The sequence below is a fragment of the Dyadobacter sp. BE31 genome (assembly GCF_031457695.1).
Lineage (GTDB): Bacteria > Bacteroidota > Bacteroidia > Cytophagales > Spirosomataceae > Dyadobacter.
This window is the reverse complement of record NZ_JAVDXA010000004.1, coordinates 424,836-445,032: the sequence shown is the minus strand read 5'-3', so window position 1 is coordinate 445,032 and position 20,197 is coordinate 424,836. Positions and strand designations below refer to the sequence as shown.

At 50.0% G+C, this 20,197-nt stretch carries 13 protein-coding genes; 5 read left to right on the top strand and 8 right to left on the bottom strand.

What is annotated here, in order from left to right; genetic code table 11:
* Nucleotides 1–6 precede the first annotated feature (6 nt).
* Complete coding sequence (locus tag J2Y43_RS22500) at nt 7–1,902, top strand: RagB/SusD family nutrient uptake outer membrane protein (RefSeq protein ID WP_309987077.1); 1,896 nt, start codon at nt 7–9, stop codon at nt 1,900–1,902.
* 101 nt (nt 1,903–2,003) lie between these two features.
* Here J2Y43_RS22500 and J2Y43_RS22495 read toward each other — a convergent pair whose 3' ends face one another.
* The 3 genes from J2Y43_RS22495 to J2Y43_RS22485 are packed head-to-tail and all read right to left on the bottom strand — an operon-like array spanning nt 2,004 to nt 5,644.
* On the bottom strand, nt 2,004–2,861 hold the full coding sequence (locus J2Y43_RS22495; protein WP_309987079.1) for a sugar phosphate isomerase/epimerase: 858 nt from the start codon (nt 2,859–2,861) through the stop codon (nt 2,004–2,006).
* A gap of 60 nt (nt 2,862–2,921) precedes the next feature.
* Entirely contained in the window at nt 2,922–4,298 is a 1,377-nt protein-coding gene (locus J2Y43_RS22490; RefSeq protein WP_309987082.1) for a pitrilysin family protein, read from the bottom strand.
* A gap of 23 nt (nt 4,299–4,321) precedes the next feature.
* Nucleotides 4,322–5,644, bottom strand: coding sequence for a pitrilysin family protein (locus J2Y43_RS22485; RefSeq protein ID WP_309987086.1), 1,323 nt, complete (start codon nt 5,642–5,644; stop codon nt 4,322–4,324).
* Between the two features lie 159 nt (nt 5,645–5,803).
* Here J2Y43_RS22485 and J2Y43_RS22480 point away from each other — a divergent pair, with 159 nt between their 5' ends.
* The gene (locus tag J2Y43_RS22480) at nt 5,804–6,601 is read left to right on the top strand and encodes an endonuclease/exonuclease/phosphatase family protein (RefSeq protein ID WP_309987089.1); all 798 of its coding nucleotides are present in this window, start codon (nt 5,804–5,806) and stop codon (nt 6,599–6,601) included.
* On the opposite strand, the gene J2Y43_RS22475 is transcribed toward J2Y43_RS22480, so the two are convergent.
* Entirely contained in the window at nt 6,588–8,315 is a 1,728-nt protein-coding gene (locus J2Y43_RS22475; protein WP_309987093.1) for a VRR-NUC domain-containing protein, read from the bottom strand. The genes J2Y43_RS22480 and J2Y43_RS22475 overlap by 14 nt on opposite strands.
* 305 nt (nt 8,316–8,620) lie before the next feature.
* Here J2Y43_RS22475 and J2Y43_RS22470 point away from each other — a divergent pair, with 305 nt between their 5' ends.
* Entirely contained in the window at nt 8,621–9,811 is a 1,191-nt protein-coding gene (locus tag J2Y43_RS22470; RefSeq protein WP_309987096.1) for a phosphoglycerate kinase, read from the top strand.
* Nucleotides 9,812–9,934: 123 nt separating this feature from the next.
* On the opposite strand, the gene J2Y43_RS22465 is transcribed toward J2Y43_RS22470, so the two are convergent.
* Nucleotides 9,935–12,376: an outer membrane beta-barrel protein gene (locus J2Y43_RS22465; RefSeq protein ID WP_309987099.1), complete on the bottom strand. Its 2,442-nt coding sequence runs from the start codon at nt 12,374–12,376 to the stop codon at nt 9,935–9,937.
* Nucleotides 12,377–12,686: 310 nt separating this feature from the next.
* On the opposite strand from J2Y43_RS22465, the gene guaA reads away from it, so the two are divergent.
* Nucleotides 12,687–14,216 carry a glutamine-hydrolyzing GMP synthase gene (gene guaA / locus J2Y43_RS22460; protein WP_309987102.1) on the top strand — a complete coding sequence of 510 codons (1,530 nt, stop codon included), beginning with the start codon at nt 12,687–12,689 and terminating at the stop codon, nt 14,214–14,216.
* A 61-nt stretch (nt 14,217–14,277) separates the two neighbouring features.
* Here the strand turns inward: guaA and J2Y43_RS22455 are convergent, their stop codons facing one another.
* Complete coding sequence (locus J2Y43_RS22455) at nt 14,278–14,442, bottom strand: DUF1328 family protein (RefSeq protein ID WP_223403679.1); 165 nt, start codon at nt 14,440–14,442, stop codon at nt 14,278–14,280.
* Nucleotides 14,443–14,636: 194 nt separating this feature from the next.
* On the opposite strand from J2Y43_RS22455, the gene J2Y43_RS22450 reads away from it, so the two are divergent.
* On the top strand, nt 14,637–16,493 hold the full coding sequence (locus tag J2Y43_RS22450; RefSeq protein ID WP_309987105.1) for a M1 family metallopeptidase: 1,857 nt from the start codon (nt 14,637–14,639) through the stop codon (nt 16,491–16,493).
* Here J2Y43_RS22450 and J2Y43_RS22445 read toward each other — a convergent pair whose 3' ends face one another.
* Nucleotides 16,494–19,058, bottom strand: a complete 2,565-nt coding sequence (locus J2Y43_RS22445) for a DUF5686 and carboxypeptidase regulatory-like domain-containing protein (RefSeq protein ID WP_309987108.1) — start codon at nt 19,056–19,058, stop codon at nt 16,494–16,496.
* Nucleotides 19,059–19,259: 201 nt separating this feature from the next.
* Nucleotides 19,260–19,967, bottom strand: coding sequence for a DsbA family oxidoreductase (locus J2Y43_RS22440; RefSeq protein WP_309987111.1), 708 nt, complete (start codon nt 19,965–19,967; stop codon nt 19,260–19,262).
* Nucleotides 19,968–20,197: the final 230 nt, after the last annotated feature.

The window sequence follows — 20,197 nt, the reverse complement described above, 5'->3', positions numbered from 1 at the left end:
ACTTTTATGAATACCACAAAAATATTGACGAGCATAGCATTCGGTCTTGTAGTGCTGTCGGGCTGCCAACAGGATTTCCTCGACCGCAAACCGGACGACCAGGTAGATGCCGAACAGGTTTTTACCCGATACAATAAAATGAACCAGCTGGTAACCGACCTGTACGATAATGCAAAAGGTTCCAACAGCCCGCTGGTCTTTTTTTCGCACTTTTCATCGGCACCTGTCACCGACGAGGCTGAGGGTTCGACGGCGGAAGGAAGCCTGACCAACAAGTTCAACACCGGCGACTGGAACCCGAACGCCATGCCCGATCGCAGCAGCCGCGGGCAATACTGGTGGGATTTGTATGCCCGCATCCGCAAGGCCAATGTGATCCTGGAAGGTGTGAGGAAATACAATACACCCGATAACCCGCTGCAAGCTGGCGACCTGGACAAGCGCTTGGGCGAAACCTACTTCATGCGCGCCTACTTCCATTACCTGGCCGCGCGTATGTATGGGGAGGTGGTGTATGTTACCCGCACGATCCAGCCCACCGATCCGATGGATTTCAAACAGGAGTCTTTCCATGCTATTGCAGAGAAGATCAAACAGGACTGTGACTCCGCATTTGCGCGGGTTCCAGGTAGCTGGGGCGGTGCGGATTTCGGCCGGGTAGATAAAGGTGCTTGCTTGGGCCTGAAAGCGATGATCTCCTGGATGGCCGCCACGCCGATGTGGAATGGTGGTGCATTTCCCAATGATACGCGCCAGTTTGCTTCGGAATACAGTTATAACGTGGATCGCTGGGTGAAAGCCAGGGAGGCCGCGAAGGCGGTAATTGATTTCAAAGTCGACGGTCGCCAGCGTTACAGTCTCTACCAGGGCCACGACGCATCCGATTTCCGCGACGATGCCGGCAATAACAATAATAATTCCAAAGTCCCGGCGCGGCTCTGGGATTTGTACCACGATATGCAGGCATTCCAGAACGAGGCCGTTTTCTTCGTTACCCGCGACAAGGACAACAACTGGCAAGGCGACATTTACCCGCCGAGCTGGGGCGGAAGCTCGCGCCAGATGCCGGTTCAGGAGCAGGTGGATGAATATGAATACATTGCACCGAATGGATTTGGTTATCCGATATACGGCACCCGTGCCAAAACCGACGGCTATGACGACGGTAACCCCTACGAAAGCGTAAAAAGAGATCCCCGCTTTTACCGCGACATCGTGTACCACGGCTCTACATTCAAAGGAAAGGTGATCAACACGGCCACCGGCGCGGACAAAATCGGCGCTTCCAACTCTTCCACGACGGGTTATTTCCTCCGCAAAATCCTGCGCGAATCATGGAACCGTGACAAGAGCTTTGCCATCAGTGGCCCGCCGGTGTGGCGTTTGCCGGAGTTCATTTACATATATGCGGAGGCAGTGAATGAGTCGGCAGGCCCTAATGCGGAGATTTACCAAATGCTGAATGATGTAAGAAAACGCTCATTTATGGCCCCAATCCCGCCAGAAGCACAAACCAGCAAGGCATTGATGGACGAATACATTAAGCGCGAAAGAAGGGTGGAGCTGTTTTACGAAAACAACCGCATCTGGTCGTCGAGGCTGTACCTGGAAGCAAGTTCGCAAAAAGAGCTCGCGCGTGAGCAGGCGTGGCAAAGCGCAGGCGCGACCAACGAGCAGCGCTCGCAAGCCTACTGGCCGTATCCGAAAACGCAACGGATGATTAACGGTATGAAACCCGTCGAGGATCCGAATGGCAAAATTGAAGTGGATGGTAAAAAATACAGGATGCAGCGCTATTTCGTAGAAAGCCGCGTATTTGTAACGCCAAGGCATTACCTCTTCCCGATCATGCAGGACGAGTTGCAACGCACCCCGACATTGAAGCAGAATCCGGGGTGGTAGGTTGAAGGGAGAAAAGGAGAAAAGGGAAGAAAGGGAGGATGGAGAAGGGAGCGTGTAAAACCCCCTTCCTCCTTCCTCCCTTTCCTCCGTCCTCCCTATTATTATTCCTTAATACTCTTAATATAAGCAATAGTTTGCGGGATCTGTTTCAGGTACGAAGGACTCTCATCCTCGATAAAATAATGCTTGATTCCTACCTTCTTGGCAGCCTTCAATGTCGCCGGGATGTCGATCTGGCCGGTGCCTAATGCTACGTCGTTCGTGGTAGGTGTACCGCCCGAGAGGTCGCCTTTTACGCCCTTTTTCAGGTCTTTGAGGTGCATCAGTTTCCATCTTGTAGGGTATTTCAAAAGCAGTTTCGCCGGGTCTTGTCCAGGGAATGCGGTCCAGAGGACGTCCATTTCGAAGTTGACGTATTCCGGGTTAGTATTTTTAACAATATAATCGAACAACGTACCATCCTCGTAAGGCACGAACTCGTAGCCGTGGTTATGGTAAGTGAGCGAAATGCCTGCTTCTTTGAGCTCCTTGCCGGCTTTGTTGAAATCAGCTACTGCTTTTTTCGCTGTTTCGAGGTTGAAATTGCCTTTTTCGTGAGGAATCCAGGCTACCATCACGTATTTGGCACCGAGGATTTTGGCGTCCTTGATGGTTTGCGCTGTGCTTTCGCTCAATTTCTTGTAGTCGGCGCCGATGGAACGCATGGCGATACCGCGCTTGTCGAGCTGCTTGCGGAGCTCTTCGGTGGTCATGCCGGCAATGGGGCCGCCCTCCATTTCAGTCACACCGAGGGATTTGATGGTATCGAGCGTCGCTTCGATGCCCTTGCCCCAGCTGCCGCGGAAAGTATATGCCTGTAAGCCGATTGGTGCGGTGTACACCGGCTTGCCCTGCGCAAAAAGGTCGCTTCCGCCCAGCAATGCAGCCGCCAGACAGCCCAGACCGATTAGTTTTTTCATCGTCATCTCGTTGATTGTTTTAGATAGGTATTGCCAAAAGGTAATACTGTGATTGATATACTAAAACCCGTCGGCTTTGATCTGCTTTTCACTCAGCTCGCCGTACTTTTTGACCTGCTCCTTAATCTCCGAAGCCTTGCCAACAAGTACGAATTGCAGCTTGTCTTTCGGGAAATAGGTGGCAATGATATTCTTTGCCTGCGCCACCGTCAGGCCATCCACTTTTGCCTGGAATGTGTTGATAAAGCTTTCATCAAAATTGTACGTGAACATATCCGTCAGCAGCCTCGCCAAAGCGCCGGCCGACTCGTAATCCGGCGGGAAATCGCCCTTCACGTACGCTTTCGCGGATGCGAGGATTTCCTCATTAATACCGGTTTTATGCAAGCTGTCCAGCACGCTCAGCGCCATGTCGATCGCCGGAATGGTCGTGGAGTTTTTAGTAAATGTGCTGATACCGAAAGTACCTGCGTACTTGTAGCGGGTAAAACGGCTGCCTGCGCCGTAGGTGAGACCCGAATTGACACGCAGCGCGTCATTCAGCCATGAGGTAAATCTGCCTCCGAGAATGGTGTTGATCACGACCACAGGTACATAATCCGGTGAATTGTAATCGATCCCCTTGCCGCCGATCATGAATGTGGTTTCGCGGGCGTCGTCTTTGTTCACGAGCAGCACGCGGGCTTTGTCAAATTCCAGGTTGGGCGCCACGCGTTTTACCATTCTGGCAGGCGCGGTTTTCCATTCGCCGAACAATGCCGTTACTTTTTTCTTCATATCCGCCGCCTTGAAATCACCGACGATCGAAATAGCTCCCTTTCCCGTGGTGTAGTTGCTTTGGTAAAATGCCTTCACCGCCGCCACATCGATTTTCTCGACAGTCGATTTGCTGCCCGTCGTCGGTGTGGCATAGGGGAAATTGCCGAACAGGAATGCATTGTAATAGTTGCCGATCACCGAGCGCGGGCTTTCTTTCGCCTGGGCGAGTTCGAGCAGCGTGCGCTGTCTGTGTTTATCAAATTCGGTAGCGTCGAAAACCGGATGGATGAGTACTTGTTGGATCAGCTCAAAAAGCTTGTCCTGGTCCTTTACAGCAAATGAAGCCGCAAGGCCCGCATTGTCTTTGGAAGCATAGGTGGAGAGGCTGGCACCGACGTAATCGGTCATTTCCTCGATTTGCGCTTTGGTGTATTTCTGCGTGCCGAAAAGCAATGCATCGGCGGTCAGGCTGGCGAGACCGTAACTTAGGCCATCGTTGATCGCACCGGCATCGAACACGGCCGAAACGTTGATCAGCGGTACCTCATGCTGCTCCATCAGGTACACCGTCAGCCCGTTTTTAAGTTTGAATGTCTCGTAAGGCGGGACTTTGAAATTGTTCTGCGCCTTTGCCGCGAATGCGCACAGGGCGAATACCAGAATCAGGATATTTTTCATTCCAATATGAATTTGAATGGCTGTTATTTCGATTTTTCAGGAAGCAGGTATCCTACGGTGCGGTTGCGCTCGGTGAAATACTGCGCTGCTACGCGTTTGATATCGTCCACGGTGACCTTTTTGTAGTTCTCGGGAGCTTCGAACATCTTTTTATAGTCACCAAAAAACACCTCGTAAGTCCCGAGACTGTTGGCTTTTCCATTGATGGTTTCGAGCGTGTGGTAAAACTCCATGAGTTTCTGGTTCTTCACTTTTTGAAGCTCCGCGTCGGTTACGCCATTCTGAATAATCATATCGATCTGTTTTTCGATGGCTTTTTCGAGGTCTGCCGCAGAGACATTGTCGCCGGCTACTGCAAAAACGGCGAAAAGGGTAGGGTCGAAGCCATTATCAAGCCCTGTTGAAACGCTGGAAGCGATGGTGGTGTCCATTACCAGCGATTTTACCAGCCGAGAAGAGTTACCCGAGCTTAGCAGGCTACTGAACAGGTCCAATGCATAATAATCCGCATGGGCGGTTTCTGGCACGTGATACGCGAGGAGAATGTTGGGTGTGGTAATGTCCTTATAAGTCGTCACGCGGCGCTCGCCATTCTGTGGCGGCTCAATGGTCCGGATCTTCGGCGGCAGGCCCCGAGCTGGAAGCGGTGCCATGTATTGATCGGCCAGTTTTTTGACCTCATCATATTTAATATCACCTACCACCACGACGGTCGCATTGTTGGGTGAATAGTAAGTTTTGAAATAGTTTTCCAGATCGGATTGCGTCCAGCTCTTGATATCGGACTCAAAGCCGATTACAGGGAACATATAAGGATGTTCCTGGAACGCGACTGACTGTACCTGCTCACCTATGAGCCGGTAATTGCTGTTTTCGAGTCCGGTACTGCGCTCGGAAAGTACCACGCCGCGCTCGCTTTCCACCATTTTAGGGTCGATCGTAAGGTGGCCGATGCGGTCGGATTCGAGTTTGAAGATCGTTTCCAGGGCATCTTTCTGGAACCAGTCGGTATACACGGTCACATTTTCGGTCGTGTACGCATTGTTGGAACCGCCGTTTGCTTCCATTACCCGGTCGAACTGCTTCGGACCGTAGTTTTTGGAGCCATTGAACATCATGTGTTCGAAGAAGTGGGAGAGGCCGGTAATGCCGTGCACCTCGTTCCGCGAGCCGACCTTCCAGAAAAGGTACATGTTCGCGGTGGGGATGGAATGGTCTTCCAGGACGAGAAATTTCATGCCGTTGGCCAGCGTGAAACCTTTCACATCCTCAGGCCTGGTTTGCGCATGCGCGACGCCGAGGCCCGTGAGCGCGGCCGCAGCGAATAGGAGTTTTCTTAGCTTCATGAAGCGAGGATTGTTAATGAATGTGTAATGATAGTGAAAAATGCCCTTCGGGTCGAGATTTGATGGGACGATAAACCCAAACGGGTTATCAGGCGGGATTATTTCTGGTTTTCAACTGCTATTTTTGGCGCATTATTAACCTTAATCTTCGTACCACCGATGAAAAAGTATTTCTTTCCCCTGTTCATGCTCCTGTCCGTAAACGTGCTAGGCGGTACGTTACCCGACCAGCCTGCCAAAAAGCAGCGCTTCAAAGTGATGACCTACAATATCCACCACTGCAACCCGCCGTCGGCCGGGGACAAGATCGATGTGGAGGCAATTGCGAAGGTGATTAATGCCGAAAAGCCCGATTTTGTGGCATTGCAGGAAGTGGATGTGAATACCGAACGCTCCGGTAAGGGCAAGAACCAGGCGCAGCAACTGGCCGCCCTAACGGGCATGAAATTCTATTTTTCCAAAGCGATCGACCACCAGGGCGGCGATTACGGCGTGGCTGTGCTCACCAAGTTCCCGATCGTCGATTCAGCAAAGTTTGCATTGCCCATCCGCCCGGAATTGAAGGAGGAAGACCGCACGATCGCCGCGGTAACCGTGAAATTGCCGGATAATCGCAAGCTGATCTTCGCCAGCACCCATTTGGGCTTGAAAGAACCTAACCGCCTGCTGCAAGCTGAAACTATTGTGAAGCATTTCGGAGAAACAGAGTTGCCGATGATCCTCGGCGGCGATTTCAACGCAACACCTGAAAGTCCGGTAATCGCTTATTTTGATAAATATTTCACGCGCTCCTGCACCGACTGCAAGCCGACGATCCCCGTGGAAGCACCGAAAAAGGCCATCGATTTCATCATGCATAAGCAGGGGGGGGAACTCAAAAGCAGGAATACCAAGGTGATCGACGAGCAATATGCTTCAGACCACTTGCCGGTAACAGCCGAGTTTATATTAGACTAATATCCTCTTTGATCCAATTCACCCGCACGATCCGGCTCTGCACGCCATGCTCGGCAAAGAAATGCTGCCAATGCAGCTGCCGCGACGAAAGGTGGTCGGTAGGGGATTTGATCTCGATGAATGCATAGTCGTCGTCGTTCCAAACGAGCAGATCGGGAAAGCCGCGGGTATTTTCACGGAGATTCAGCGCCATTTCCAGCATGATCTTGTGGATCTTTTCGGGGCTTAAAAGGGAAGTTAATGTCAATACCTTTTCCAATGCGCCGTCATACCACGGCACGAGCACATTGGTAATGCCGTATTTGTCTGTAAATGTCTGCGTGACGAGCTCGTCGATAATTTCCCGCGAATGGGCGGCGGCGAGCCGTTCCTTCAACTGCTCCGACCGTTTGAAATAGAAATCGGGTAGGAAAAAGTCGGACGGAATGCGTTGCAGCGGATTATGGATCGTTTGCACATTGGTATCATAGATAATGTCCCAAAACAGCAATCCGAACAATGCACGCCACGGCTCGTTTTCGCTGAAAAATGCATTGTAACCCTGCTCCTGATAGTAAGCGATCGCACCGAATTCCACGCGGAAACGATACGAAATAGGTACTTCAATCGCTTCGGCAGCCTTCAAAGCCTGGGTCGTCCTTTTGACGGTCCGGGCTTTTTTGTTTTTGATCTTTTCATAAAAATCGAGGCTGAAAAAGCGCTCGTCGGCATTTTGCGGGCTTTCGGATATTTCCTCGCATAATGCTAATGCCTCGTCGATTTCGCCCAGGTTGTAAAGCAATCGCACGCGCCGCTCGCGGGCGGGGGCGTCGTTGGTGAGCTGGTAAATGGTGAGCGCCTGCGAGAGCATTTTCTTACGTTCCAACCACGCGCTTACCTTTAATATAAATGAATTGAATGAGGGTAATGCCTTGTGGCTAAGACCAGTGCCGCTTGCGGCTTGCCAGTTCATAAACCAGTCGTAGATTTCTTCGGGCGGAAGGTCCTGCTTGATGACGTCGAAAGTTTCTTTCATCAACGATACCATTAATGTATCGTCCGCATCCTTCCGTGTATCGAACTGAATGGACAAATACTGCTCATCAAACGATTGGAACCGCACGTGGCCGAGGTCTCGAACGACAAACTCGGTCATATCGGCGTAGCGATTACCGAAAAAGAGGAATTTCATCAGCATCACCTCCGCTTCGAACGACACTTTCACGACCGGCTCCATTTCGCCGAGCACTTCACAAAGCACACCAAAATCGTACTCATGCAGCAGCCAGCGAACCAGATCGGGCTTTTTGATGCTTTTGGAAGGCATTACGTCCGGTTCGAGCAGCTTGGTGACTTCGAGCAATTCAGGTTTGGTGAAAAGGTCGATTACTTCCCCGAAACGGCTTTCATGGGCTTCGCAAAGCGTTTCGATGAAATCACGTTCGAGCAGTTCGGTGAGTACTGCAGGCATGTCCTCGATTTCTGAGTAGGAGAGGCTGTTGGTACGGAAAAACGATTTGCTGCGGTTGCTGAAACGGATGAAAAGGCATTGCGCATCCTCGGAAAGCGACTCGTAATTGTCCAGGAATTCCAGCTCGCTCTCGTGCAGGATGTGTGCGTAGCGCTTGCGAACGAACGCGAGTACGTAATTGAAATATTCGAGATAGTACTTGGGCGGTAAATCCGTGGGGAACACCTGTTCCTGGGCGAACGGATCGGTTAACTCGGCGGACAAAATGGGTACTTTTTTAGTTGATGAAGAAATAAAGTTACCAAAAAAATGATTGAATGATTGAATGACTGAATGAGTGAATGTTCAATTTTGAATGAGTGATTAGAGGTTTCGACTGGTGAAAAGTGCGATGCCGGCAGGTGCGGGATGGTTTATATTAAAATTTGGTTAAATACTGTTTTTATAGAAAAATGAAAGGTAAAAATAGGATTATAGCTATTAAGCGCGCCGCCTTCTCTCAAAAGCATAGTATATAATTAAGAAATTGATTTACATTTGTTCTCTATGGAAAACAATTTTACCTGCCCATGACAACATTAGATTCTTATGATTTTTCAGGGAAAAAAGCCCTGGTTCGCGTGGATTTCAATGTCCCGCTTAATGAAAAATTTGAGATCACGGACGATACACGTATCCGTGCGACCATTCCTACAATCAGCAAGATTCTTAATGACGGCGGTTCCGTCATTTTAATGTCACACTTGGGTCGCCCCAAGGACGGTCCAACCGAAAAGTATTCCCTGAAACACCTGGTAAACCCGCTTTCGCTCATTCTGGGCAAAACCGTGAAGTTTGCCGACGATTGCATTGGCGAGAGCGCTAAGGAGCTGGCGGCTGGATTGCAACCGGGAGAAGTTCTGTTGCTCGAAAACCTGCGTTTTTATAAAGAAGAAGAAAAAGGTAACGAAGAGTTCGCTGAGAAACTTTCTAAACTCGGTGACGTGTGGGTAATGGATGCATTCGGTACCGCACACCGCGCGCACGCTTCCACAGCTGTAATCGGTAAGTTTTTTAAGGATAAAGTTTGCGGTTATGTAATGCAAGCGGAGCTGGATAATGCAGAGCGTCTGCTCGAACATTCAGAAAGACCTTTCACGGCGATTATGGGCGGTGCGAAAATTTCCGACAAAATCCTGATCATCGAACGCCTGCTGGATAAAGTGGATAACCTGATCATCGGCGGCGGTATGTCATATACATTCTCCAAGGCGCAAGGCGGAAGCATCGGTAAGTCGCTGCTCGAAGCAGACAAGCAGGATCTTACGCTTGAACTGATCGAAAAAGCCAAAGCGAAAGGGATCAACCTGGTATTGCCGGTGGATACGGTAATCGCCGACAAATTCTCCAACGACGCAGATCGCAAAGTTGTTGAAGCAGGTAGCATCCCTGATGAATGGGAAGGCCTCGATATCGGTCCGAAAACTGCCGAGATTTTCTCTGATATCATTAAAAAATCAAAAACCGTGCTCTGGAACGGCCCGATGGGCGTATTCGAGTTCCCGAACTTCGCGAAAGGAACCAACGCCATCGCTGAGGCGGTAGTATCGGTAACCGAAGACAACGACGCATTCTCATTGATCGGCGGCGGCGACTCCGCTTCTGCGATCAACAATGCAGGCTACGGCGACCGCGTGAGCTACGTTTCAACCGGTGGCGGCGCATTGCTCGAATACATGGAAGGTAAAGTACTTCCGGGTGTTGCCGCGCTGCAAGCATAAGCATTTCACTTATTAGGTTTATATCAAAAAAGAAATCCATCCCGCACATCGCGGGATGGATTTTCTGCATAACAAACCTAACTAATTTATGAACACTGGCCTCGTTCGGCCGGAATTCCGCTTTTAATTGCCTCCTGCGCGTTTCTGCAAATCATCCGAACCGGTGTTGCGCTGGCGGGCACCCTTCACATTCTGGTTGCCGAAGTTGTAAGTGAAGGTCAGTCTGAACTGGCGGCTAGGCCATTCGGAACGCACTTTGAAATTGATATCCTTGTACACCGCGGTACCGTTGAAGCGGTTGGTCCAGAAGATATCGTTCACATTGAAACGGATCGTTCCTTTTTTGTTCAGGATATTCTTTTGCAAACCTGCATTGATCATCCCCATCGGGCGGGCTGCGTACAAGCCGTAGAACTGGCGGCTGTTATACCATCCTGAGAGCTCGGCGGACCATCCTTTACCAATCGTAAACTGGTTGCTGGCGTACATGTTCCACGATGTCTGCTTGATTTCCAGTTGCTGTTCCAGGTAATATGACTTGTAATGGTTGTACACACCCGTAAAGTTCGCCTGCACTTGCCACCATTTCGTTACCGGAATCGGGAATGAGACGGTGAGGCTTACATTGTCCTGGTTGTCAAGATTGTCCGAAGTCACGAAAGTTTTGTTCTCCGACGCAATCTGCTGAGGCAGCTCGTCTGCGATCATATCCTTGATGCGGCTGTACGCCAGCGTCGTGTTTAATGCGTTCTTGTAAACGTGTACCAACTGGAACGAATGCGTATATTGTGGTCTCAGGTTCGGGTTGCCGCGCTGAAATGTGTACGGATCCAGATAAAACTCGAACGGGTTCAGCGACTGGTAATTCGGGCGGTCGATCCGGCGGCTGTACGAAAGGTTGAGCACGTTATTGGTATCCAACTGGTTCGACAGGAATACACTTGGGAAAAAGTTAATGTAATTTCTGTCGCGTTTCTGGTTCAGCGTGATCGAGTTGCCGATCGAATGCGTGTGCTCGGCACGAACGCCCAACTGGTATTTGATCTTCTTTGAAATAGCACCGGCATAGTTCGCATAAGCTGCATTCACGTTCTCGGTATATTTGAAGCGGTTCGAGCGTTTTGGATCGAATTGCCAGCTGTCTACAAAAGTTTCGAACACCATATCATTATCCGAAGTCACATAGCTCGATTTCAAACCGGTTTCGAACTTGCCTTTGCCGATTGTCTGGGTGTAATCCAGTTTCGCCATCGCAATATTGATGTCCGAAGGCATGTCGTTGCGGACCATTTCGGTGGCTGCTTCGTCCGGCGTGCCGTCCGCTTTGAAATAGCGGGTATCGAGGTCGCTTTTCTTTTTGCCGCCGTAGTGCACGTAGTCGAGGTCGAAAGTCAGTTCTTTTCCTTTGTCGTTGAACTGGTGTTTCAGGTTTACGTTGGAGCTGATATTGTTCATCTTGCCGCCATTGAAAACGTTGGTCCGGAATGTCCGTTGCAGGCTCTGGTCTTCGTTCAGGATCCGGGTATTGGTTTGTCCGAATGGGTTGCTCCAATCGTTATAGAAACCGGAAACCAGTACGCCCACGGTAGTTTTGTCCGTTGCAAAGTAATCAAGGCCGGCACGTACATTATAGTATTCCGATCTGTTGATGCGCTCGGTGTGCTGGTCAAAAATCGTCACTTTATCCTCGTAAGGAATGGTGCGGTAAATGTCGTTGTTGTTAAATCCTTTGTTATAAAAAGCGCCTCCGCTGATGAAAGTGCTGATTTTTCCGGCCCGGTGGTTGAGCGTCGCGGTTGCATTCGCACGACCATATTTCGCCCACGCGCCACCCAGGTTGATGTTCCCATTGGTGCCGTAGTTTTTATTGCGCTTCATTTTAATATTGATGATCCCCGAGTTACCGGCAGCATCGTATTTCGCCGAAGGGTTCGTGATCAATTCAATTTTCTCGATATTATCGCTCGGCGTGTTGCGCAGGAGTGTAATGAGTTCCTGTTGAGATAAAAAAGTCTGCTTTCCATCAATCTGAACAATCACCCCTTCCTTACCCCGCAGTTTCAATTGCTCGTTCTGCTGATCCACCGTCACGCCGGGGGCACGTTCGAGTACTTCCAATGCAGTTGCGCCCGCGGAAACAATACTGTTTTCCACATTCACCACCGTCCTGTCGATTTCCTGCTCAATGAAAGGCTTTTTCGCTACGACTGTCACTTCACTCAGAGATTTGATATCCGATTTCAGGCTGACAGTGGGAAGGTTTACGGGAGCGTCTTTTACATTAAATGGTTCGCTGTATGCTTTCTGGTAACCTACCATCGAGATCAGCGTAAGGTATTTGCCGGCTGCAACCTGGTCGAATGCAAATTTGCCCTGCTCGTCGGCCGCAAGCCCTTTTACGAGCACCGAGTCTTTGGCTTGTAGCAGAAGGACGTTCACAAACGGGAACGGTTGTGACTTTTCATCAAGCACCGCGCCGGTGATTTTTCCTTTTCCGGTAAGAGGCTGGGGAGCTTGTGCGTGCACAAATCCACTGCCCAGCAGCAGCGCTGCAGTTAGGTTCATTAAGATTTTCATGGCTAATAGTTAAAAGGTCAGCGTACCCGGGGTGTGTTGTTCCATTAGGTACACTGCAAAGATAGGTACTTGGTATAGCATAGAACCTTTGATTACATAAAAGGTGTGTATGTTATATAAGTGGTGTGTGTCTATCTTTCGGTTTATAGATACAAAGGGATAAAAGGAAGTTGCATATTGGCTGGAAAAAAGTTTAAACGGTTAAATAGCTATTTGAACGTCCAAAGTGGCGAAGTTTCAACTTCGTTTTTTGGTTTTCCTCCAATCTCCCTACCTTTGCGTTTTAGATAGCATATATATGACTGAACAAATTCTGATTTTAGATTTTGGCTCACAGTACACCCAGTTAATTGCACGCAGAGTTCGCGAACTGAATGTTTATTGTGAAATCCACCCATACAACAACTTCCCCGAACTCACTCCCAACGTCAAAGGTGTCATTCTCTCAGGTAGCCCCTGTTCGGTAAGGGACGAGGATTCTCCCCGGGTTGATCTCAACAAATTCCGCAAAACATTGCCACTGCTGGGCGTATGCTATGGCGCGCAGCTGCTCGCACAGGAGCTGGGCGGCGAAGTGAAACCTTCGCAACACCGCGAATACGGCCGTGCGAAGCTGGAAATCGATGATACCGATTCTTCGCTGCTGGCCGGTTTGTCGGAATCGTCGCAGGTGTGGATGTCGCACGGCGACACGATCGTTCGTGCGCCGCAGAACTTCCACGTGATCGCTTCTACGGAATCGGTGAAAGTGGCTGCATTTAAGGTGGAGGATGAACTCACATATGGTATCCAGTTCCACCCCGAGGTGACGCACACTACCGAAGGTAAAAAGTTGCTGCATAACTTCGTAGTGAACATTTGCGGCTGCAAACAGGACTGGACTTCCGACTCTTTCGTAGAACATACGATTGAACAGCTCCGCCAGAAGCTGGGCAACGATAAAGTCGTAATGGCGTTGTCGGGTGGTGTGGATTCCACGGTAGCTGCTACGCTGGTTCACCACGCGATCGGCAAAAACCTCTATTGTATTTTCGTAGATAATGGTCTGCTGCGTAAGGATGAGTTCGAGCAAGTGCTCCATTCTTACCAGGATATGGGCCTTAATATCAAAGGTGTGGATTCTAAATCACACTTTTACCAGTCGCTGAACGGACTTTCTGACCCCGAGGCGAAACGCAAAGCGATCGGCAAGTCGTTCATCGATATTTTCGACCAGGAAGCACATTTGATCGAAGACGTGAAATGGCTCGGACAGGGTACTATTTACCCTGACGTGATCGAATCCGTTTCGGTGAAAGGACCTTCGGCGACGATCAAATCGCACCACAACGTGGGTGGTTTGCCCGATTTCATGAAACTGAAAGTAGTAGAGCCGCTGAATACATTGTTTAAAGACGAGGTAAGGGCGGTTGGACGTACATTGGGTATCGACGAGAAGATCCTCAGCCGCCACCCGTTCCCGGGACCAGGTCTGGCGATCCGTATTTTGGGTGAAATCACTGCTGAGAAAGTTGCTATCCTACAAGAAGTAGACGCGATCTTCATCGGCGGTCTCCGCAAATGGGATCTTTATAAGGACGTTTGGCAGGCGGGTGCAATGCTCCTTCCCGTACAGAGCGTGGGCGTAATGGGCGACGAGCGCACGTACGAGCGCGTGGTTGCGCTGCGTGCGGTAACCTCTGTCGACGGTATGACTGCCGACTGGGCGCATTTGCCATACGATTTCCTCGCGGAAGTTTCCAACGACATTATCAATAAGGTAAAAGGGGTGAACAGAGTCGTGTACGACATTTCTTCGAAGCCGCCGGCTACCATCGAATGGGAATAACGAATATGAAAAAAGCGGACATCGAGTCCGCTTTTTTCATTTGTTGTATTTCCGGAAGTCGTCAGGATCGCCCGACACCGCGGCTTAATAAGCTTAGCACGAAGAGAACGAGGAATACGAAGAAAAGAATTTTAGCAATTCCGGCTGCGCCTGCTGCTATACCACCGAATCCGAGGATCCCGGCCACGATAGCGATAACGAGAAATATTACGGTCCATCTAAGCATGAGTGACAAATATTTAGGTTTTTGATTATTGATTTCTGATTCAATAATTACCAACACTATGCCAGAAGCGTAAATATGCCCAAAATGCTCCAAACCGCTTTAATCGCTTAAAAATGAGGTTTTTTGTGGAGAATGATGCACAGTTTCAAGGGGATTGACGTAATTTGCGGTTTAATCAAATTACTAACCTTATAATGAAGTTTAAATTATCCGTGCTAATGCTGGTCGCGCTGGCGATCCGGGTTTCAGCACAAAGTGACCGTTGGCAGCAGCGCGCGAAGTACCAGATGGAGATTGATTTTGATGCTGTCAAACACCAGTACAAAGGCACCCAAAAACTCGTTTACACCAACAATTCCCCCGATACACTTCAAAAGGTATTTTACCATTTATACCTGAACGCATTCCAGCCCGGCAGCCAGATGGATGTCCGCTCGCGCTCGATCAGCGACCCCGATTCGCGGGTGAAGGACCGCATTTCCAAATTGTTGCCTTCGGAGATCGGTTACGAAAAGGTGCTTTCCCTTAAACAGAATGGAAAGTCGCTGAAATATGAAGTGGTAGGCACCATCCTCGAAGTGACTCTGAACGAGAAGATCCTGCCGAAATCGCAGCATACTTTCGATATGGAATTCGAAGCGCAGGTGCCATTGCAGATCCGCCGCACAGGTCGCAATAATAACGAAGGCATCGACTATTCGATGGCACAATGGTATCCCAAAATGTCGGAATACGATTACGAAGGCTGGCATGCGAATCCTTACATCGGTCGTGAGTTTTACGGGATCTGGGGTGATTTTGATGTAAAAATCACGATGGATGCGGCTTATACCATTGCGGGAACGGGCTATTTACAGAATCCTGACAAAATCGGCCACGGCTATTCTACCAAAAATGTGACTCACAAACCCGGAGATCGTCTTACCTGGCATTTCATTGCGCCGGAAGTGCACGATTTCATGTGGGCGGCCGACCGCGACTACCAACACGACGTTGTGAAAGTAGACGATAAGCTAGACCTTCATTTCTTCTACCAAACCGATACGCTCGCTAATGTGTGGAAACAAATGGAGCCGCTCGCGGTGCGTTCATTCAAGATCATGAACGAGCAATTCGGACGCTATCCTTATAAACAATACTCAGTGATCCAGGGCGGAGACGGCGGTATGGAGTATCCCATGGCGACACTCATCACCGGGCGCCTGAACCTGCATTCGTTGACGAGCGTGACAGTCCACGAGTCCATTCACAGCTGGTTCCAGGGGCTTTTGGGTACCAACGAGTCTAAATACCCCTGGATGGACGAAGGTTTCACGACCTACGCGCAGAATATCGTGATGAACGAGCTTTTTCCGGCCAAAGGCGATCCGCAACGCAGCGCTACCACCAGCTACCGCAGTCTGGTGAAGTCCGGGACGGAGGAGCCGCTTACGACTCACGCCGACCATTATAATACCAATAAGGCATACAGCATTGCGAGCTACAACAAAGGCGCCGTTTTCCTGAACCAGCTCAACTATATCATGGGCAAGGAAGCATTCCAGCGCGGAATGAAGCGATATTTCAATGAGTGGAAGTTCAAACATCCGAACCCGACCGATTTGAAACGCATTATGGAAAAAGAATCGGGACTCGAACTCGACTGGTTCTGGGAGAACTTTGTGGGAACCACCAAAACGATCGACTACGGCATTCGGGAAGTGGTTGCTGATGCAGGGAAAACGGATGTAGTGCTTGAAAGGATCGGCCAGATGCCCATGCCGCTGGATGTGGTGGTGAGCTACAAAGACGGAACACAAGAGAATTTTTACATTCCGCTCGAAATCATGCGCGGCGAAAAGAATGAGAAGCTGTATTCCAGAAATACGCAGCTGGCCGACTGGGGTTGGACTTATCCTGAATATTCCTTCACCATCGAGCGAAACATTTCAGACATTCAGGCGATCGTGATCGATCCGAGCCAACGCATGGCTGATATCGACCTTGACAACAACAGTTGGCCGACAGTCCCTAAAACTGCGCCGCGTTTCAAGGCTACAAAAGTGAAATAACTATCGTCCGAAGCGAAAGGAGGCACCGACGCGCCATCCCATGCCTTGAAAATGCGAGCCATGGAATTGCGCGACGGCCTCCAACCGGACGATCCGCATAATATTATCAATCCCATAAACGGCTTCCGTATAATTCCGGATCGACGGTACGCGCAGGTAATGCAGCTGCAACGTCTCCGAAATACCTGTTACGCGCAACGACTGCACGCGCGTGAGCAGGAAATGCTGCATCGACCACGTCAAATGCGTCTGGAAAAACCACTTCGCCGTGCTGTAACGGTAATAGGGCAGCATCCGGAACTGGTCGGGCGGGTAGACATACTGGAAGAAGAACTCGTTGTCCATAAAATGCTGATAGTCGGGGAAATACATTCTTTTTGTATTCAAAAATCCACCCCCATTCACCAGGTATTCGAGATTGCTGCGCGGTCCCAGGCTTAAACTTTGGCGGATCGTTCCTTGCAGCATTGAATAATCCACATCTCCCAAAAAGCCCAGACCACTTTTGTAATTGGCACTAAATGCCGGCCCACGACTCCTTAAATAGCGTTTTTCACCATTGCGGATCAGGTATCTTCTCCATGGGCGCAATGTAGCGGTAATGTCGAAAATCCAGGCGTTGTGGTCCTGGAAACCGGTATTAGCGAGCTCGAGGTTAACCGGCCGGTTGGGTGTAAAACCAAACTGGCTCCAGAAGATAATGGGCCGCGCACTTTCCTGGTTGAGCAGCTCCACACGGTGCTCAAAGTCCAGGCTTGTATTGATGCTCAGAATGTCGCCGATATTGCGGAGCGTGTATTGAATGTGGCCGAACTGTTTTTGGTACAACTTCATCAGACTGCGATCGAAAAAGCGGGCCGCAACGCTATTGGGTAACGGCGGGATCGGTTCGCGGCTGTTGATCTGCGTCGCCATTTCGCCGCCTGCCAATGCCAGGTTCCAGTTTTTACCGCCTAGGTTGGTTTCCAGGTTCCCGTACAGCCGCTTCCGCCCGAACGAGTAGCGCACCAGCGGGCGTACGCTCAGGTACGACGATTTCCCCCAGCGTTTCTGCCATTCGGTGATGAAATTGACCGCATTACCTTCCACCGAATTATAGCTGACCGACAGGAAAGGGCTTCTGAAATAAAACGTATTGCGGTTACCCAATGCATAAGTGTTACCCAAAAGCAGGTGAATAGGCTTGAAATGCGTGGAATCGGGCTTCGTATTAATGCGCAGCGAGTCTTTCACGACCTTGATACTGTCCTGGGTAACGTAACTGGACACCTCCGACCGCGTCAGCGGAATCGGTCGCAGCGCCTGCCAATAGGTAGTGTCCCGCTTGTTGGCCATCGAGTCGATCACGATGGAATCCTGCCGCACGAGCCGGTCGTTGCCGAGCTGTTCTTTTTGTTCTTTTTTCTGCTGCTTTTCGTATTGCTTGGTGAGTTTCCTGAAATTTTTGGTAGAAAACTCCTTTTGCGCCTGGATCAGGTTTTCGAGGTCTTTGCCGCCTTTTACTTTGGGTGCATCCTCTTTTTTATGGTCGGCAATGACAATGTCTTCCCGCAAACCGGGATCGACATCGAGTTTATCGTACGTTAAGGAAACCAGGTACCGGAATTCCCCCGCGAAGCCGAGGTAACTGCCATTGAGTTTGAACTGTTGATTTACCGGAATCCACACCCCCTGCACCGGGCTGAAAATCTGCTTGGCCGAAATGTTCAAGCCGCTGGTGGTAGTTTGCAAGTCGTAGCTATGGATCGCCCAGCGGTCTTCAAGTATAAACAGGCTTCCCCGGAAAACCCCTTCGCCGTAAGCCTTTGGAATAACCCTTATTTTATTGACAATCTCCCCCCGTTCTTCGAAATAGCCCTCATATTCAAATTTGTAATAGGCAAATGATTTGGGCGACAATGGAGAAATGGTCCCCGCGATTTCAGGGCTGTACAAGCTGGCTAGAATGTACTCATTCGGTGATGGAATGCTGTTATCGAGGCTGTTGCGGGTGGAGATAATGCGCTGACTGTAATTGTTGGGGCGGCGGTATTTAATCTCCGCGACGCTCTCGTTCAGAATGGCCTTACCTTGCTGAACACCTTCTTTTTTTAGTCGTTTTTGAAGTAGAAAAGGAATTTTGGTAGCGACGCCCGTGCTTCTGGAATACACTTTGGCCGTGTACCCGCGTACCTGCAATTGGTGGAAGCGTGCCTTCGCGATCGCGCGGCGCATGATCGTGTACGCGGGATCCTCCTTGCCCTTGCCGATTGTCGCCTCTTGCAGGCTCAGCGCCTGCTCCTCCATCTCCACATTCAGCTCGGTGAAATCGTTGCCGATAGTGACGGTTTTGGAAACACTTTTGAAGCCCAGGTATTGAAAAATGATCTCGTAATTACCCGGCGCGAGGCTGAACTCGTACTCGCCTTCCTCATTGGCCATCGTACCGTTGCTTGTACCCTTCACCGCAATACCCGCGTAGGGGAGGGATTCGCCATTTTTTGTGGTAATGCGTCCCCTGATCCCGCCGGCCCGGGAGAAGTGTTGCATGGTCAGAAATAGCAGCAGTAATGCCAGAAAACGCATAAAGTCGGGTGTAAAGTGCTGATAGCGGTGGTTGGAGGTGTGGTATTTTGTGCAACAAATTAGCGCAATTAGCACAAATTACACGACATTCCGGACCCACGCTACTGACTTTACTTATAGAACCGTACCAGTGATGCAGCCAGGCAGCAAAAAGGGGCACACCGGATACCGATATGCCCCTTTCGAATAAAATATTTCGATCTAATTGCATTCACCGTCGACCGTGCAGTTCGCACCGTCGGCCAGGCTCACGAGTGGTTTGGGATTAGCTTTTTCCCATTCACCAAACGACTGTTGCAATGCATTGAGGAAAGTTTCGGTGTGTTGTGCTCCTGAAACCGCATACTTGCGATCGAGCACAAAAAACGGAACGCCGCGTGCGCCTACCTGCTGCGCCTCGTAAATGTCGTGACGCACATCCTCGCTGAAACGCGTTCCATCCAGGACAGTCTTCAATTCAGCTGCGTCCAGCCCAATGGCAGTTCCGAGTTCGATCAGCGCGGCGTGATCGGCGGTATTCTTGCCATCCGTAAAATAGGCTTTGAACAATTGCTCTTCCGCTGCGTCGCCGAGGCCTTTTGTTTTGGCAAATTGCAAAAACCGGTGTGCGTCGAAGGAATTGGCTAATACAGCTTTATCCATATTGTATTCCAAACCTACTTCGGCAGCCATATTGGTGACATGGTCGTTCACCTGCTGCGCATATTCCGGCGTCCAGCCTTTGGTTTCGGCCAGGTAATCGTTAATGCTCCTTCCGGGTTCGGTTTTCATCTGCGGATTCAGCTGGAAACTCTTCCATTCCACCTGAATCTGATCACGCTGCGGAAACTCCGCCAGCGCACTCTCAAAGCGCCTTTTGCCGATATAGCAAAACGGGCACATTACATCACTCCATATTTCGACTTTCATGATATCGTTTGTTCGGTATTGTAACTATGGGAGGAGAGTCATTTGTTGTCAGGTGTTGTCAGTTTTAGTCAAGTGTTGCTTTTGTCAGGTATTGTCATTTTTGGTCAGGCGTTGTCATTTGTTGTCGGGTATTGTTAAGTATTGTCATTATACTCTCGACAATTCTTGACTAAACATGACCATTCCTGACCATTCCTGACCACCCCTGACTGCACATGACCATTCCTGAC

Bases quoted from the DNA above. Each gene is read 5' to 3' on its own strand.
- J2Y43_RS22500 (WP_309987077.1), top strand. From the start codon at position 7: ATGAATACCACAAAAATATTGACGAGCATAGCATTCGGTCTTGTAGTG.
- J2Y43_RS22495 (WP_309987079.1), bottom strand. From the start codon at position 2,861: ATGAAAAAACTAATCGGTCTGGGCTGTCTGGCGGCTGCATTGCTGGGC.
- J2Y43_RS22490 (WP_309987082.1), bottom strand. From the start codon at position 4,298: ATGAAAAATATCCTGATTCTGGTATTCGCCCTGTGCGCATTCGCGGCA.
- J2Y43_RS22485 (WP_309987086.1), bottom strand. From the start codon at position 5,644: ATGAAGCTAAGAAAACTCCTATTCGCTGCGGCCGCGCTCACGGGCCTC.
- J2Y43_RS22480 (WP_309987089.1), top strand. From the start codon at position 5,804: ATGAAAAAGTATTTCTTTCCCCTGTTCATGCTCCTGTCCGTAAACGTG.
- J2Y43_RS22470 (WP_309987096.1), top strand. From the start codon at position 8,621: ATGACAACATTAGATTCTTATGATTTTTCAGGGAAAAAAGCCCTGGTT.
- J2Y43_RS22465 (WP_309987099.1), bottom strand. From the start codon at position 12,376: ATGAACCTAACTGCAGCGCTGCTGCTGGGCAGTGGATTTGTGCACGCA.
- guaA (WP_309987102.1), top strand. From the start codon at position 12,687: ATGACTGAACAAATTCTGATTTTAGATTTTGGCTCACAGTACACCCAG.
- J2Y43_RS22455 (WP_223403679.1), bottom strand. From the start codon at position 14,442: ATGCTTAGATGGACCGTAATATTTCTCGTTATCGCTATCGTGGCCGGG.
- J2Y43_RS22450 (WP_309987105.1), top strand. From the start codon at position 14,637: ATGAAGTTTAAATTATCCGTGCTAATGCTGGTCGCGCTGGCGATCCGG.
- J2Y43_RS22445 (WP_309987108.1), bottom strand. From the start codon at position 19,058: ATGCGTTTTCTGGCATTACTGCTGCTATTTCTGACCATGCAACACTTC.
- J2Y43_RS22440 (WP_309987111.1), bottom strand. From the start codon at position 19,967: ATGAAAGTCGAAATATGGAGTGATGTAATGTGCCCGTTTTGCTATATC.